Source organism: Streptomyces cinnamoneus (assembly GCF_014650495.1).
Taxonomy (GTDB): domain Bacteria; phylum Actinomycetota; class Actinomycetes; order Streptomycetales; family Streptomycetaceae; genus Streptomyces; species Streptomyces cinnamoneus.
The window spans coordinates 152,902-167,607 of record NZ_BMVB01000005.1 but is presented as its reverse complement, the minus strand read 5'-3'; the positions used below and the strand labels follow the sequence as shown (position 1 = coordinate 167,607).

The 14,706-nt window shown below is 70.0% G+C and carries 10 protein-coding genes; 7 read left to right on the top strand and 3 right to left on the bottom strand.

What is annotated here, in order from left to right; genetic code table 11:
- Nucleotides 1–717: 717 nt before the first annotated feature.
- Nucleotides 718–2,895, bottom strand: coding sequence for a SpoIIE family protein phosphatase (locus tag IE182_RS09640; RefSeq protein WP_190109280.1), 2,178 nt, complete (start codon nucleotides 2,893–2,895; stop codon nucleotides 718–720).
- A 372-nt stretch (nucleotides 2,896–3,267) separates the two neighbouring features.
- Between IE182_RS09640 and IE182_RS09635 the strand changes: the two genes are divergently transcribed.
- Nucleotides 3,268–5,934 (top strand): SpoIIE family protein phosphatase, encoded by a 2,667-nt coding sequence (locus IE182_RS09635; RefSeq protein ID WP_190109279.1) that lies wholly within the window; start codon nucleotides 3,268–3,270, stop codon nucleotides 5,932–5,934.
- A 43-nt stretch (nucleotides 5,935–5,977) separates the two neighbouring features.
- Here IE182_RS09635 and IE182_RS09630 read toward each other — a convergent pair whose 3' ends face one another.
- Nucleotides 5,978–6,784, bottom strand: a complete 807-nt coding sequence (locus tag IE182_RS09630) for an SDR family oxidoreductase (RefSeq protein ID WP_373303528.1) — start codon at nucleotides 6,782–6,784, stop codon at nucleotides 5,978–5,980.
- 119 nt (nucleotides 6,785–6,903) lie between these two features.
- Here IE182_RS09630 and IE182_RS09625 point away from each other — a divergent pair, with 119 nt between their 5' ends.
- Together IE182_RS09625 and IE182_RS09620 are read left to right on the top strand one after the other, a co-directional pair.
- Nucleotides 6,904–7,059, top strand: a complete 156-nt coding sequence (locus tag IE182_RS09625) for a hypothetical protein (RefSeq protein WP_190109277.1) — start codon at nucleotides 6,904–6,906, stop codon at nucleotides 7,057–7,059.
- Between the two features lie 454 nt (nucleotides 7,060–7,513).
- Complete coding sequence (locus IE182_RS09620) at nucleotides 7,514–7,969, top strand: hypothetical protein (RefSeq protein WP_190109276.1); 456 nt, start codon at nucleotides 7,514–7,516, stop codon at nucleotides 7,967–7,969.
- Nucleotides 7,970–8,265: 296 nt separating this feature from the next.
- Here IE182_RS09620 and IE182_RS09615 read toward each other — a convergent pair whose 3' ends face one another.
- Entirely contained in the window at nucleotides 8,266–8,781 is a 516-nt protein-coding gene (locus tag IE182_RS09615; protein WP_190109275.1) for a 2OG-Fe(II) oxygenase, read from the bottom strand.
- A 233-nt stretch (nucleotides 8,782–9,014) separates the two neighbouring features.
- Between IE182_RS09615 and IE182_RS09610 the strand changes: the two genes are divergently transcribed.
- The 4 genes from IE182_RS09610 to IE182_RS09595 all read left to right on the top strand — a co-directional run bounded on the left by IE182_RS09610 (nucleotide 9,015) and on the right by IE182_RS09595 (nucleotide 14,648).
- Nucleotides 9,015–10,973, top strand: coding sequence for an eCIS core domain-containing protein (locus IE182_RS09610; protein ID WP_308432095.1), 1,959 nt, complete (start codon nucleotides 9,015–9,017; stop codon nucleotides 10,971–10,973).
- Nucleotides 10,974–11,036: 63 nt separating this feature from the next.
- The gene (locus tag IE182_RS09605; RefSeq protein WP_190109274.1) at nucleotides 11,037–11,504 is read left to right on the top strand and encodes a hypothetical protein; all 468 of its coding nucleotides are present in this window, start codon (nucleotides 11,037–11,039) and stop codon (nucleotides 11,502–11,504) included.
- A gap of 200 nt (nucleotides 11,505–11,704) precedes the next feature.
- Nucleotides 11,705–13,051: an NHL repeat-containing protein gene (locus tag IE182_RS09600; protein ID WP_190109273.1), complete on the top strand. Its 1,347-nt coding sequence runs from the start codon at nucleotides 11,705–11,707 to the stop codon at nucleotides 13,049–13,051.
- A 40-nt stretch (nucleotides 13,052–13,091) separates the two neighbouring features.
- Entirely contained in the window at nucleotides 13,092–14,648 is a 1,557-nt protein-coding gene (locus IE182_RS09595; protein WP_190109272.1) for a hypothetical protein, read from the top strand.
- Nucleotides 14,649–14,706: the final 58 nt, after the last annotated feature.

Genomic DNA, 14,706 nt, shown 5'->3' with positions numbered 1-14,706 from the left:
CACGGCGACGGTGGTGAGGGCGCGGGGAGCGGTTCGGCGTATCACTTCTCGGCTCCTGGATGAGTGATCAGGTGGATACGAGCAGTGATCATGTCTCTGTGTTAACTCCCCGGCAACATCACGGCTTTAAATCCGGCCAACGTGTCACGTGGGACGGTATCTGGCCATGCATCCGATCCGGCCCAGCGTGGGTGATGCGATGCGGCAGCAAGCCCACGGTGCGGTCGATGACGTGGTTGCCGGCCGGGGCGAAGCGTCCCATTCAGCGGCGGTAATCCGGCTGCGGGAGATCCAGCGAGCCTGCCGCGGCAGGCTCGATACGCGGTGCGTTGTGGGCAGATGGAGGGTCCGGCTCGGCTGGTGGACCGCGTGGCCGCCCCAGATGGTCCACGTGGGAAGAGGGCTGCTGGTCTGCCGGGCGGCGAAGGCGTCGAACTGTACGCCGGCAGCAAGGACGCCGGGAGCCACCCACGTGAGGTAGCGCCCGTCGATGGCGTGTTTCCGGCCCGTGTCGTGGAGGCTGTGGCTGTGCCGTGCCACAACAGTCGCTGATCGGTATTTCGTGGGCCGTGATGATCGACTTGATGTCGCGGCCTTCGGCGCCGTGGCCGAAGAGGGCGCGCAGGGTGAGTGATTCGTGGCTGGCGACGGTCGTGTTGTGGGCGTGGATGACGAGGCGGCCCGAGCCGACCCCCGCGTCGGTTGTGGAGGCCGTGGTCAGGTGGCGGTCAGGACCAGCACCGCTTGGTCGTCGTGCGTGGCATCAGCCGCGAAGGCGGCGACCGCGGTGGAGATCGACTCGAGGAGCACGCCGGCGGTGGGGGACGAGGTCCGGAGTGCGCCGAGGGCGTCGGCCAGGCGATCCTCCCCGAAGAGTTCGCCGCTGGTGGAACGGGCCTCGGTGATGCCGTCGGTGACCAGGATCAGGCTGTCGGCCGGGTACAGGTCGACGTCGCACGGGGACGAGTCGGGGTCGGGGCCGATGCCCAGGAGCAGACCCGGTTGGGCGACTTCTTCGACCGTGCCGTCGGCCCGGCGCACGAGTGGGGGTACATGACCGGCTCGAATCAGGGTCAACGCCAGGTGGGATGCGACGTGCCGCAGTTCGCCGTAGACGAGCGAGACGAAGCGTTCCTCGTCGACCGCCGGATCCGTCAGAGCGGCGTTGATGACGGTGACCACGGTCGCGGGGTCGTTGAGGAGACGGGCGGCGGCGCGTGCGCTGTGGCGGACCATGCCGGTGGTGGTGGCGGCGCGGGCGCCGCGTCCGCATACGTCGCCGATCATGAGCGCCCAGCGGTCGTCGGGAAGCGGGAAGACGTCATAGAAATCGCCACCGACGTCGAGTCCTTCGCCGGCAGGGTGGTAGGAGGCCGCCAGCGTGGCGCCGGGGACCTCGGGCAATTCGGGAGGCAGCAGGCCGGCCTGCAGGTCGCGGGCGAGTCTGGCCCGGTCGGTGAACTGGCGGGCATTGTCGGCGCTGGAAGCGGTCCGGCGGGCGAGCTCCTCGGCCAGGGCGACGGCGTGGCCGTCCAGGGGCCGGTCGGTGGTCAGAAGGGTCAGTACGCCGAAGGCGCGGCCGTGGGTGGCCAGTGGCACGCACACGTAACCGCTGACACCGAGATGTGCGGACAGGCCGCCCGGACAGGAGCCGACCTGACCGGTTTCGGTGGTGCCGGAGGCCAGCACACGGGCGACCACCTCGTCGATCTCGCTGCTCAGTCCGGGCGAGGCGAGGAGGCCCTCCTCGGCGCGGGTGGCGGCGGCGACGGCGATCCGCTGGATCTGGTCGCGCTCGACCACGTGGACGGCGCACAGTGGCGCCAAGGCCGGCACGGTCAGCCGAGCCATGCGCTCCAGGCAGTCGACGTAGTGGGGCTGGCGCGCGATGGCGGTACTGGCCTCCAGGACGAAGGCCAAGTCCTCACGGGCCGCCTTCTCACGCTCCTGGGCGGCGTGGCCCGCCTCCACCGCGCGGTGGCGCTCGATCGCCAGGGCGGCGATGCGGGTGAAGGCTGCACTGAGCGCCAGGTCCCGGTCGTCGGGCGCCCTGGGAGTGCGATGGTAGATCGCAAAGGTGCCCAGCAGCCGGCCGTCCGAGCCGCGGATCGGAGTGGACCAGCACGCCGCGACCCCGGCCCGCTGTGCCAGGTCGCGGTAGCCCTCCCACAGGGGGTCGGTGGCGATGTCGCTGACGATCACCGGTGCCTGCCGGTGGGCGGCCGTGCCGCACGAGCCGACTCCGTCGCCGATGGCGATCCCGTCGATCGCGTCGTTGTAGAAGTCGGGCAGGCGTGGGGCGGTGCCGTGGCGCAGGTGACGGCCGTCGGGATCGAGGAGCAGCACCGAGACGATCATGTCCGGAGAGAGCTCCTCGATCGCCCTCGCCATGCCGGTCAGGATCTCGCTCAGCGGGGCGTCACGAGCGATCTGCTCCAGCAGGACGCGCTGCTCGGCGGCCAGGAGCTGCGCGTGGTGGTACGCCGTGGTCTCCACCGCGATCACCGTCACCCCGTTGACCCGGCCGGCCGCATCCCGGCGGGGCTCGTAGGTGATGTCGAAGAACTCCTCTCGCCGGGCCCTTCGCCCACCCAGCACGAAGTGCCCGCCTCGGTTCCGGTACACAGTGCCGGTGCGGTACACCTCGTCGAGCCGAGCGAGGACACCCTGCCGGGCCAGTTCCGGAACCAGCTCCCCGACCGGCATGCCGGTGGTCGTGCGGCCGTCCGTGAAGGCGTCGAAAAACGCCGGACTCGCCGCCTCCAGTACATGTTCCGGGCCGCTCAGCGCAGCGAAGACCACCGGAGCCTGCCCGAACAGGTCCGTGTAGTCCTCGCTCCGCCCGTGCAGGACCATGGGACGTGCAGTGGCGAGGCGATCAGGCTGTGCCGGCATGACAGGAAAACCTCTCCCGCGTCCTCACCCGCGCCGTCGCGCCGTACCTCCACTCTGGCACATCGCTGACACGTCGCTGGCACGTTGCTGCGCGGATTTCCGGGGCCCAGCCCCGGACCGGTGCAGCGCGGACCATGACGTGCCCCCGGAACCACCGGCCTCCGGCCGACGCCGACGAGGGGTGCCCGCGACGGCTTCGCTGCTCTCCTCACCGGACGGCCGCGAATGTCCCCCACGTGGCGGACCCGCACCTGCTCGGAGCGCCATCGTCTGGCGGACCTGATCGACCACGGGGAGAATGGCGATCATGAGCTCTCTCGGGGGCGCGAGCTCTCCAGGCGAGATCGCGAGCCCTCCAGGCGAGATGCGGAGATGGATGCAGGGGTGAAGCTCTTCGGTGGTCCGGTCGACTCCGCTGCGCCGCTCGCGCCCGGCCCCGGGGCGGGCGAGAAGGGGCTCAAAGCCGGCGCCCTGGGACTGTTCTCCTCGGTCGCCATGGGGCTGTCCTCCACCGCTCCGGCGTACAGCCTGGCGGCGACGCTCGGCCTGATCGTCGCGGGGGTCGGCCTCCAGGCGCCGATCATGACGATGCTGGCCTTCATCCCGATGCTGCTGATCGCGTACGCCTACCGGGAGCTCAACGCGGGCGACGCCGACTGCGGGACCACCTTCACCTGGGCCTCCCGCGCCTTCGGCCCGCGCATCGGCTGGATGGGCGGCTGGGGCATCATCGTCGCCGACGTCATCGCCATGGCGAACCTCGCGGAGATCGCCGGCATCTACGGCTTCCGGCTGCTGGGGTTCGACTCGCTCGCCGAGGACCAGCTGTGGACCACCGTCGCCGGGGTCACCTGGATCGCCGTGACGACCGCGGTCTGCTACGTGGGCATCGAGGTGTCGGCGGCCCTCCAGCGCTGGCTGGTGTGCGCCGAGGTGGCGGTGCTGATCCTGTTCGCGGTGACCGCCCTGGTCAGGGTCTACACCGACGGGCCGCCGACGGCGATCCACGTCTCCGCCTCCTGGTTCAACCCCCTCCATGTGCCGTCGGCCAAGGAGCTGACCGCGGGCCTCCTCGCCGCGGTCTTCATCTACTGGGGCTGGGACACCGCCGTCGCGGTCAACGAGGAGACCGCCGACAGCAGGCACACCCCCGGACGGGCGGCGGTCGTCTCCATCGTGCTCCTGCTGGGCATCTACGCCCTGGTGGCGACGTCGGCGCAGGCGTTCGCCGGGATCGGCACCGAGGGCACCGGTCTGGGCAACACGGCCAACTCTGGGGACGTGCTCTCCGGCCTGGGCGGTGCCGTCTTCGGCACCACGGGCCCCGGCTGGATCCTCACCAAGGTGCTCATCTTCACGGTGCTGACCTCGGCGGTCGCGTCCACCCAGACCACCATCCTGCCGCTGGCCCGCACCGTCTTCTCCATGGCGGCCCACAAGGCCGTCCCCTCGCGCTTCGCCCGCGTGCACCACAGGTTCCTCACCCCGACCTGGTCGACCGTCGGCATGGGCCTGGTCTCCATCGGCTTCCTCGTCCTGCTGACCGTGATCAGCCGCGACGTGCTGGCCGACTCCATCAGCGCGGTCGGCCTCGCGATCTCCTTCTACTACGGCCTCACCGGCTTCGCCTGCGTCTGGTGCTACCGCAGGCTGCTCACGCGCAGCCCCCGGGACCTGCTGTTCAAGGGGGTGCTTCCGGGGCTGGGCGGGCTCCTGATGCTCAGCCTGTTCTGCTACGCGGCCTTCGTCGTCTACGCCGCCCCGGACTACGGCTCGACCTCCTTCGACCTGCCGCTCCTCGGGCGGACCGGCGGGGTGAGCGTCGTGGGCCTGGGCGCCCTGCTGGTCGGTGTCGTCCTGATGCTGGTCATCACGCGGGAACACACCGCCGCCCTCAAACTGCAACGCGGCCTGCTGCCCCACCACCTGCCGTCGCTGACCGGGGTCGAGGCGGCCAGCCGCTACGTGCCCGCCGACAGCCGCTCCGGGGTGGGCGGCGACTGGTTCGACGTCATCCCGCTGTCGAGCTCCCGGGTCGGCCTGGTGGTCGGGGACGTACGCGGCCACGGGCTGCGCGCCGCCGCCACCATGGGTCGGCTGCGCACGAGCGTACGCGTCCTGGCCCGGCTCGACCTCGCCCCGGACGAGCTGCTCGCGCGCCTGGACGACGTGGTCGGGCGGACCGCCGAGGAGCAGGCCGCCGAGGAACGGGCGAACGGCCACGGCGGGGGCACGCCGGGGGCCCGCGGCGACGAGGCCCTGGGAGTCACCTGCCTGTACGCCGTCTACGACCCGGTGTCCGGGCGGTGCAGCATGGCGCGCGCTGGCCACGCGCCGCCCGCCGTCGTCGACCCCTCCTGCGGTGCCGTCAGCCGTCCGGGCCTCCCGGAGGGCCCGCCCCTGGGCCTGGGCGGCGCGCCCTTCCAGAGCGTGGAACTCCAGCTGCCCGCCGGCAGCCTGCTCGCCCTGTTCACCGACGGTCTCGTCCAGGCCCCGGACCACGACACCGAGACGGGGCTCGGCCTGCTCACCGGCGTCCTCACCGAGTGCCGGCGCCCCCTGGAGGAGCTCTGCGACCGCACCGTGGCCGAGCTGCTGCCCGGCCCGGTGGACGACGACGCGGCCCTGCTCCTGGTCCGTACCCGGATGCTCGGCGAGCACCAGGTGGCGGTCTGGGAGCTGGACGCCGACCCCGCGAGCGTCGCGCGGGCCCGGTCCGTCACCAGCGGGCAGCTGGGCGAGTGGGGACTGGAGGACCTGTCGTTCACGACCGAGCTGATCGTCAGCGAGCTGGTCACCAACGCCGTCCGCTACGCCTCCGGCGGGCCGGTCCACGTCCGGCTGATCCGCGACCGCAGCCTCGTCTGCGAGGTCGCCGACACCGGCCACACCTCGCCCCACCTGCGCCACGCCGCCGCCGACGACGAGGGGGGCAGGGGCCTGTTCATCGTCGCCCAGCTCACCCAGCGGTGGGGCACCCGCTACACCCCTACGGGCAAGACCATCTGGACCGAGCAGCCCTTGCCGGCTGCGGAGTGAGCCCCCGGCTCGGTGAGGCCGAAGCCAGTGGCCGGCCTCGCTGTCACCCGAGACCGCCGTTGCTCTGGAGAAGCTGGGCGTTGATCCATCCGCCCTCCGCCGAGCAGAGGAACGTGACCAGATTCGCGCAATCCTGCGGCACACCGAGACGTCCCAGGAGCGTGAAGCGGATCATCTCTGCCTTTTGCCCTTCGGTCATCCACCCGGTGTCGGTCGGCCCGGGATTGATCGCGCTACAGGTCACTCCCAGGTGGGCGAGCTCAGGGGCGGCGGCCAGAGTGATCCGATCCATTGCCCCCTTGCTTGCCCCATAGGGCAGGTTGCCGGCGGTGTGGTCGCTGGTCAGGCTGACGATCCGCCCGCTTCCGTGCCGCCCGCGAAACCGGAGCCCGTACTCCCGGATCAGCAGCCAGGTTGCCCGCGCATTGACCGCGAAGTGCAGGTCGAAGCTCTCCACCGTGGTGTCCAACAGGCCGGAGTCCACCGACTCGCAAGGGCAGAGCACCAGCGCGGTGACGTTCCCCAGTTCGCGCTCGACACTCTCGAAGAGCTGGGCCGGCACAGTCGGGACGCTCAGGTCCGCCTCGACCGCAAGTGTTCTCGCCCCCAGGGAGGCCACCTTCTGCTGCAACTCTCCGGGCGCCCCCGGCTCCCTGCCCCACCGCATCCGGGCGTCATAAGGAGTCCAGTATGTGAAGGCCACGTCCCAGCCGGCCCGGGCCAGATTCAGTACCACGGACGCCGCGATCCCTGCCGAACGTCCCGCCCCCGTCACCAAGGCGAGCGGGCGCCCGGCCTCTCCCCCGTCCTGCCGACTCCCCACGCGCGTCTCGCCGCTCATGATCCTCATCCTGGCGGGCCGCCACCTCACACGGCACCCGATTTCTCGGACACGCCGCACGTCCCAACTCTGAGGCGCACGGCCGAGCCACCACCACGAGGCACCGAGGGCGCGCAGATCGGCCAGGCATGATTATCTCGTCGACCAGCCACACGGCGCGGACCGGCGTCCACCCCCTCGACACCCTTCTTGACCTCCGGGTCGTCGACGTAACCCAGCAGGCTCGCATGCCCGCGGGCCATCAGATGCTGCCGCGCTACCAGGTGCGCACGCGGATGGGCTGAGAACTCTACGACGGCCACGCCGTCGGGCACCCGGCCGGCGACGGGCGCCCAGAACTCCGGTGTGAGGGTGATGACAAGACGGGACCCGATGCCGTCGAGCGTTGCCGTGTGCCACACGTGAGCAACCCGTCCCCCGTTCGGCTGGCGATCCGGCACCGACAAGACACGGTCGGCCGGCCGGTACCCGCCACGATGCGTGGGCGCCGGCCAACAGGACACCAAGGAACTCACGGTCGGCCAGGACCACCCTCCGTGCTGCCGGGGCGTTCTCACCGCCGTGCCCCCGCGTCTCGCCCTGAGGTGCCGTATTCGCAATGGTGATCGATCAATCCTTGCCGTAATGGGCTTGGCGATATACCGCCCTTTGCGGCCGGTGAACTCGCCGCGAAGGTAGAGGTCGTGTGCCGGTGGGTCCGCCGCCGGTAGCGGAAACGTGAGAGAGGACGTGCCACGCATGGCCCCGATTCCGGTCAAGCCGGGCAAGTACAAGATCCACGCTCACATCATCGGACCGACCTCCCTCCTGACGGCGACCGAGTACGCCGTCAAGCACGGTGCTCCTGTCATCACCGACCGCCTCAATCCCCTGCCGATCGAGCAGGAGTGGATCATCGACGCCGCCGATCACGAGATCGCGGGGTCGCCTTACGTGATCCATCTGGCCTACCACCCGGCCGCGGGTCTCGTGGTCCCCGAGGACAAGCTCTTCGTGAACAGCGTTCCGCGCGCCGAATGGGCGAAGTTCACGTTCGAGCGGGTCATCGGCGGACTCAAGATCCTGTCCGACAAGGGTCTCGCCCTGCGAGCCGGACACCGGGGTGCGCAGATCACGCTCGTGCCGCCCCAGCCCGAGTTCCAGGAGACGTGGACCCTGGAGTACCTGGGCCCGATCCCGGCCGAGGAGCAGTAGGAGCAGCAGGAGCAAGGAGGCGGGGCGACCGGTAGCCGTTCGTGGCCCGGTCGCCCTGTCGTTGCCTCGATCGACACACCCTCCGGATGTGTGGGGCGCGCTGACAGGACGTCCGGTGTCCGGAGATGAGCCCCTTCCGGGCGTCGCGCGTCCTGCACCGGGTCCTGGTCGGCTGAGGGGGCGACCACCCCGTACATGGCGAGACGCGGCACCCTGCCGGCAGGAGGACTCCGTGGGTGCGGTCCGCCCCCCCCCGGCGCTTTCGTACCCCGCCCGCTCCAGCCGGGCGGCAGCCGTTACGTCCAGGTCAGAGGTGTGTCCGTCTCCGGCAGCGGGGTGGGTGCGGCCCCGTGGTGGGCGCGGGCGAAGCCGGGCAGGGGGCGGGTGCTCTCGGCCGCCTGCGTTATCCACCGCAGAGCGCCGTTCGGCGTGCGGGCCGCCTGCCTCTGCGCCTGCGGTGTGCCTGAGATCCAGGTGGTGAGGGTGAACCGGTGGTCGGCGAAGAGGCCGGAGGGGCAGGCAGAGGCGGTGACTTCGTGGAAGGCGCTGGCGGGGAAGAAGACGATGGTGTCGTGGTCGGGCTCGATGGTGCGGTAGGTGTCCGCGCGTTCGGCCCGTCCGTTGCGCACGGCGGTGTCGTACAGGCGTAGCCGGCCTCCGGTGAAGCCGCGGGGGCGGCGGTGGAGGTTGTAGATCGCGGAGACGGCGGTGGACGGGTCGGGGACTTTGGTGGCGTCGGTGTGGATGGTGAAGTAGCCGCCGTGGCCGTGGGCGGTCATGACGGTGGTGGTGTGGGTGAGTTCGGCGTCCATGCCGAGGAGGCCGGTGACCAGGGGCAGGCAGGCTGCAAGGTGTCGGCTGCATCGTTCCGGCCCAGCCAGCCACGGTGGTGAACGAGCTCGTGACGGCAGCACCCTGGACCGGTCCGGGCCGTCCGGCCCGGACGTCGGGGCCGCTCCTCGGACCCGTGGAACGGTCGGAGGCGTGGTCGCCACCAGTTCGCCGACCCGCCCCGGACATCACCACGGGGGCCGGGACCGGGCGGATGACGAGCGCGTCGACTGCGACCGACAGTGCGACGGTGACGCCGATGGCTTTCACGGTGGTGAGGGCCGGATGCGGCCGGGTTCAGCAGAATGGCGGCGACCACGGTGGCCGATGTCGTGAACAGCGGTCCTGCCGCCCGCAGGCCGGCGGCCACGGCCGGGGCGGTCCGGCCCATGCGACGGACCCGTTGCGGACCACCCGCCAGGTTGCGGCAGAAAGCCCTTCTGATCCCGGTCGGTCCTGGAGCGGGCAAGGGTGCGTCAGGGTCACCCTCCTGGGCGCCGCGGCGGTGCCCCGACGCGCGGCGGTCATGCCGTCCGGGAACCATGGAAACGGTGCCTGGCGCTCCGGCCGGTGCATCGCGTCGGCCACGCCGTATCAGTCGGGCGGAACGGAAGCGGATCGCAAACGGTGCGTCCGGGAAGGGAAGTGGTCCGTGCCTGGCCGGATGCGCTGGACGGAACGGAACGTGGGCCTCACTGCCGGGCGGGGCAGGCCGCGCCGGCCGGGGCCGGCCCGTGCACGCGCGGCGGCTGCGGGCGCCCTGGGGCCTCTGCAGGCCGCCGGGAACGCCGCGGTGGCGCGGATGCTGCGGGAGAGGTACCGGGGCGGTCCCCTGCATGACGGCAGTGCCGTACGGAACGTGCTTCGTACGGCAGGGCGGCCCCTGGAACAGGGAGTGCGGCAGGAGATGGAGGAGCGTTTCGGCGCGGATTTCTCCACCGTACGGGTGCACCGGGACGCGGCGGCGCAGCATTCCGCCGCGTCGCTCGGCGCACGTGCCTACACCGCCGGGGAACACGTCGTACTGGGCCGTGACGGTGACGACAAGGATGACAAGAGGGTGCTGGCCCACGAACTCGCCCACGTCCTGCAGCAGCGCCTGGGGGCTCACCGGCCCGCCGGGACGGACGGCGAGGTGTGGGTGGGGGAGCCGGGCGACCGATGGGAGCGCGCTGCCGAGGCGGACGCCCAGCGGGTGCTGCGGGGGAGCGGCGGCCTCCGGGCCGTGCCCGGCACGGCCGACGCTCCGCCGGCTCGTCCCGCCACCCACGGAAGCGTCACGGTGCAACGCCTGCTGGACCACAACCGGCAGAACGGCACGGGCTTCGGCTCCATGCTGGGCCGGGACGGCCGGGTGGAGGCGGCGTGGATCCGTACGGACGGAACACTGACCGGACAAGCGCCGATGGTGGACCCGCCGGGCTACGCCTACATCCGTCGGCTACGGCTTGCCAACTTCTGGATCCGCTTCCACCTGATCAACGAGAAGGCCGGTGGCAAGGGCACCGCGGACAACCTCGTTCCGGCCTCGAAGCGGGACAACTCGCGTTACCACGCCGACATCGAGCAGGGTCTCAAGGAGGACGTCGAGGACGTCCGGGAGAAGAACCGGAAGAAGAAGGGGCGGGGAGAGGTCTTCTTCGGCGTCGAGGTGGACTACCCGGCCGCACCGCTCGCCGGCACCGGCACGGCGGCCCAACTGGCCCATGCCGAGTTCTTCCCGAAGAGCCTGCGTGTCTTCTCGGAGGTCCGCGACCCGGGGAGCGGGCGGTGGACGGAGCGCCAGCGGGGCAAGCGGTTCGCCTTCCTCGACGGACAGCCGGCCGATCCGGGCACCTCCGCCGCCCTGAGCGGCCTCACGCGCGACACGCTGAAGACCCTCGTGCCCGTGCGGAGGGAATGGACCGACGACGAGGTCTCCTTCTTGAGGGCACTCGGCGGCGCGAGGAAGGGCGAGTTCGAGGAACTCATCGACAAGCACAGCGGTGCGGGCCCGGTCGAGTCGCTTGAGGCGGCCTTCGAGGAGATTCCCGTCAGCGCGCCTGCGACGACACGGAGCAGGAGTGGCCGTGCGGTGAAGCTCCCCCGGGTCTCGTTCGCCCACCGGATCGGCAACGACAAGGTGATCAAGGCGCTCAGCGAGGCCATCGCCCACGGCGTTCTGACGCTCTGAGCCCTGACGCGCCCTGCCGGGCCCTGCCGTATCCGTGACAGCGACTTGGAGGGCTGGATTGCGATGTCGGACCTGTGGCGGGTGGAGGTGGAACAGGTCGAGGACGGCCCCGTTCCCGCCGTGACCCTGCGCGTGCGAGCGGTGCACCCCGACGCCGGGGGCTTCCCGGAGACGAAGGTGTTCGCCCTGAGACTACTGACCGGTGCCGTGCGGGACAGGTCCCTCTCCGAGGCTGCGGTGACGAGCGAGGAGGCCGAGCGGGCGGTGGACTCGGTCGAGGTGTCCGACGTGCGCAACTGTCCCTTCGACGAGGAGGCGGCCCGCCGGGGGGTGGAGGGGGCGCTGCGGAACAGGGGCCTGGACCCCGGGCACGAGGACGCCTGGTGGCAGGCGCTGGGCGAGGAGTGGGCCGCCTTCTGGAACGACCCCGGCCGGACGCCGTCGGCCCGGTACGCGATGCGTCTCGCCGACCCGCAGTGGCTCCGGGGCACCAGGCCCGGCGAGGGCTGGGACAGCGCCGCATACGGTTGAAATGTCGACGGAGAGCGCCCTTTCCGCTGCCGGCCGTAGCGGGAACGGACCTGCCGCTTGCTCCCTTCGCATGAAGTCGTCGACGGGGGAGTGGACCGACCGGCGTCGATGGATAGGAGTGTGCGAGTCGGCATGGCGGGGGCACACGCCGTGCGGGTAAAGGCGAGGTGGCGGTTCGATCAGGAAGAGGAGAACCCGAGATGGGCGACCAGAACCCGGTGGAGTTCAAGCTGCACGGTGGCCAGAAGCCGCATTCCATCACTGTTGGGCCGGACGGGTATCTCTACGTGACCACCGACGACAGGTGTGTTGTGAGGGTCCATCCCAAAAATCCGAACACGCAGACTTCCCTGACGGCCGACGTTCCCCTTCTGTCCGCAGGTGTCCTCAGGGATCCGATGGGTGCGAAGGCCATCTGGTTCGCCTCGCCCGCCAATACTCAGGAGTACGACCCTATCTACGAGTTCGGGGTTGCCCCCTGGGAGTACAAGAAGAAGCACGACCTCGACCCGAAGGAACGTGCCCAGACCATCACCCCTCTGCGGCTTAAGGTAAAAGACAATCCGGCAACGTACGAGCACAGGGTGCTCTTCGCCGCTCCCATGCAGAAGGCGGTCGGCTATGTCAAGTGTGGTTCGAAGGGGGCCAATTTCCACAACCTTCCCCGGGGTGCAGGGGAGGAAAAGTTCGACACCTGGCCGTGGTCGGTGGCAGCGAGCCTGAGTGAGGACAAGAAGAAGTTCACCTACTGGGTGACGGGGCGGAAATGGGAGCATGTCCCCGGCAACCATAGGTCGATCAACGGCGTCTATTACTTCACGCCCGGTGGCGAAAAAAAGTGGGACAAGGTTGACCTCGACAAGAAGGAGCAGTCGCCGGTCCACATCATCACGGACTCGAAATACGTGTGGGTCGGTACGGAGAACCCCAACAAGATCGTCCGTATCGACGTCGACGACAAGTCCACGAAGTCCACCAGAGACGACCTTCCCGGGGCGCCCCGTCAGATGATTTTCGGCGTGGACGACTGCATCTGGGTCGCCGGAAAAGACAAGATCTACCGCTTCAAGAAGGACGACGACATCACGCCGGACGACAGCGTCAAGTTGCCGGAGGGCAGCGAGGCGCTGGGACTGTGTCTGGGCACCGTCGATGGAGAGCCGGTGGTCTGGTACACCAACCCGACGGGCAAGTCGATCGGCCGCTACGTCGTCCCCAGCCCCCCGGATCCCCCGAAGGCGGGGACGCATGCCGAGGACACGCTGGTGGAGTCCATGGCCCCCGGCGAACTGTGCGAGACGCCGCTCACCGTCCGGTACATGACCGACGGGAACCCCATTCCCAACGTTCCGCTGACCTGCCGGCTGATCGCCGACGAGGCGACGTTCGCCGACGGAAGCCGCGAGTACGTCCTGCACACGGACAACGCCGGCCGCGTCGTCCTCCCGCCGGTGCAGGCGGGGGACAAGGCGGAGCAGGTCCGGCTGGAGGTCGCGTACGGCGACACGGAACCCCCCACCACGGCGACCATCCGCGTGGGCGCGTAGCAAACGGCCGATGGTCCCACCGAGCAAGGAGAGCAGACGCATGTCATCCGGAACGGCGCTCGCGACCGGAAACCACTATGCGCTCGCGGAGTCGGCGAAGCCCGCCGCGGTGACGCTCTACTCCCATGACATCTGGTTCGTCACCCCGGAAGCGAAGATCGGGTACTTCGCGCCACGCGACTCCCACAAGTCCAAGGTCTTCCCGCCGGAGTACAAAGGAAGGTCCGCGCAGACCCTCGCCGCCTGGACCAGCGCGGTGTGGACCTACGCGCACGACACACAGGACGGCCGGACGGCCAAGTGCGACGCCGGCGGTACGTATCCGCCCCTCGGGAAGGGCGATGCGTCGGCTTGCCTGGCCATGGCGGTCGGCAAGAAGAAGGGCGGAGAGGAACGTCTCGTCGCGACCCTCAAGGGCGCTGCCAAGCTGATGTTCGTGGACGGTGCCGGTTCGGTCTCCACCTCGGGCACCAGTTACACGAAGCCGCTCCATGGGGTCGCCGTCAACCCGAAGAAACCCATGGAGTACTGGGTCAGTTGCCCCGACAAGCAGCATCTGGTCACATTCGACGCCGAGAAGGGGAAATTCTCCACGGACCCGGTGGAAGTCAGCGGAAAACCGCAGCACCTGGCCTTCACCCAGAATAAGGGAAAGCTCCTGCTGTGGGCCGGGACGACAGAGAAGAAAATCATCAGATATGACGTCGGCGATGGTTCGGACAGCCTCGTCGACACGTCCTCCGTGCCGGGCCGCCTCTTCGCCCTCCCCGACGGAACCGTCTGGTACACCATGCCGTCCGCCGACGCGGTGGGGTACATCGCCCCGAACGGCAAGACGGAGCAGGCCGTCATCCCCACGGGCCCGGGTAGCAAGCCGTCGGGGATCGCCTTGGACACCAGCGGCCAGCTGTGGGTCGGCCTCGAAGGCACCGGCCAGATGTTCCGTGTCTCCGAGCACCTGCTCAGCCCCGTGTCCGGTGAGGGACAAGAGGCCGCCGTCGGGGCGGAGTTCCCCCAGCCGCTGAAGGTCAAGGCCGCGAAACTCGACGGCAAGGGTGTCAAGGACCAGTCCGTCACCTTCACCATCGAGGGTGGCCGGGCCACGTTCGTCACCGGCTCGGCGACGGACAACCAGAAGACCGCCTCCGACGGCACGGCCACCAGCGCCAAAATCAAGGCGGTGGCCGCGGGCCCCTGCACCATCACCGCCACCTGGAACGGCAAGGGGATCACCGTCCCCTTCAAGAACATCACGGTCACGGCCGAAGCGGGCCCCCCGGACCACGTGCGCTACCTGTCCGGAGGCGGCCAGACCGCCGAGCCGGACGAGGACTTCGCCGAACCGCTGAAGGTCGTCGTCACGGACGCCAAGGGCGCCCCCGTGAAGCCGGGGACGACGGTCACGTTCCGCGTCATGGACGACTCCGCGGCGTTCGGCGGCAGTCCCGTCGCCGAGGCGGTCAGCGGCAAGGGCGGCGTCGCCGCCTCCCCCACCCTCACCGCCGGGTCCGAGACCGGGCGCTTCAAGGTCGAGGCATGGGTGAAGGACGCCACCGCCGGCATCGTGTTCCGCGAGTACATCCGGAACGAGCCCTGAGCGGACCGCCCCGACGCCCGGCTCCGCCCCGGAGCGGGACACCACCGAAAAACCCCCA

What these genes read in the sequence shown, in the direction of transcription:
- IE182_RS09630 (WP_373303528.1), bottom strand. Translation starts at nt 6,784, where the DNA reads ATGAGGATCATGAGCGGCGAGACGCGCGTGGGGAGTCGGCAGGACGGG.
- IE182_RS09595 (WP_190109272.1), top strand. Translation starts at nt 13,092, where the DNA reads ATGTCATCCGGAACGGCGCTCGCGACCGGAAACCACTATGCGCTCGCG.
- IE182_RS09635 (WP_190109279.1), top strand. Translation starts at nt 3,268, where the DNA reads ATGGATGCAGGGGTGAAGCTCTTCGGTGGTCCGGTCGACTCCGCTGCG.
- IE182_RS09600 (WP_190109273.1), top strand. Translation starts at nt 11,705, where the DNA reads ATGGGCGACCAGAACCCGGTGGAGTTCAAGCTGCACGGTGGCCAGAAG.
- IE182_RS09640 (WP_190109280.1), bottom strand. Translation starts at nt 2,895, where the DNA reads ATGCCGGCACAGCCTGATCGCCTCGCCACTGCACGTCCCATGGTCCTG.
- IE182_RS09615 (WP_190109275.1), bottom strand. Translation starts at nt 8,781, where the DNA reads ATGGACGCCGAACTCACCCACACCACCACCGTCATGACCGCCCACGGC.
- IE182_RS09620 (WP_190109276.1), top strand. Translation starts at nt 7,514, where the DNA reads ATGGCCCCGATTCCGGTCAAGCCGGGCAAGTACAAGATCCACGCTCAC.
- IE182_RS09605 (WP_190109274.1), top strand. Translation starts at nt 11,037, where the DNA reads ATGTCGGACCTGTGGCGGGTGGAGGTGGAACAGGTCGAGGACGGCCCC.
- IE182_RS09610 (WP_308432095.1), top strand. Translation starts at nt 9,015, where the DNA reads ATGACGAGCGCGTCGACTGCGACCGACAGTGCGACGGTGACGCCGATG.
- IE182_RS09625 (WP_190109277.1), top strand. Translation starts at nt 6,904, where the DNA reads ATGATTATCTCGTCGACCAGCCACACGGCGCGGACCGGCGTCCACCCC.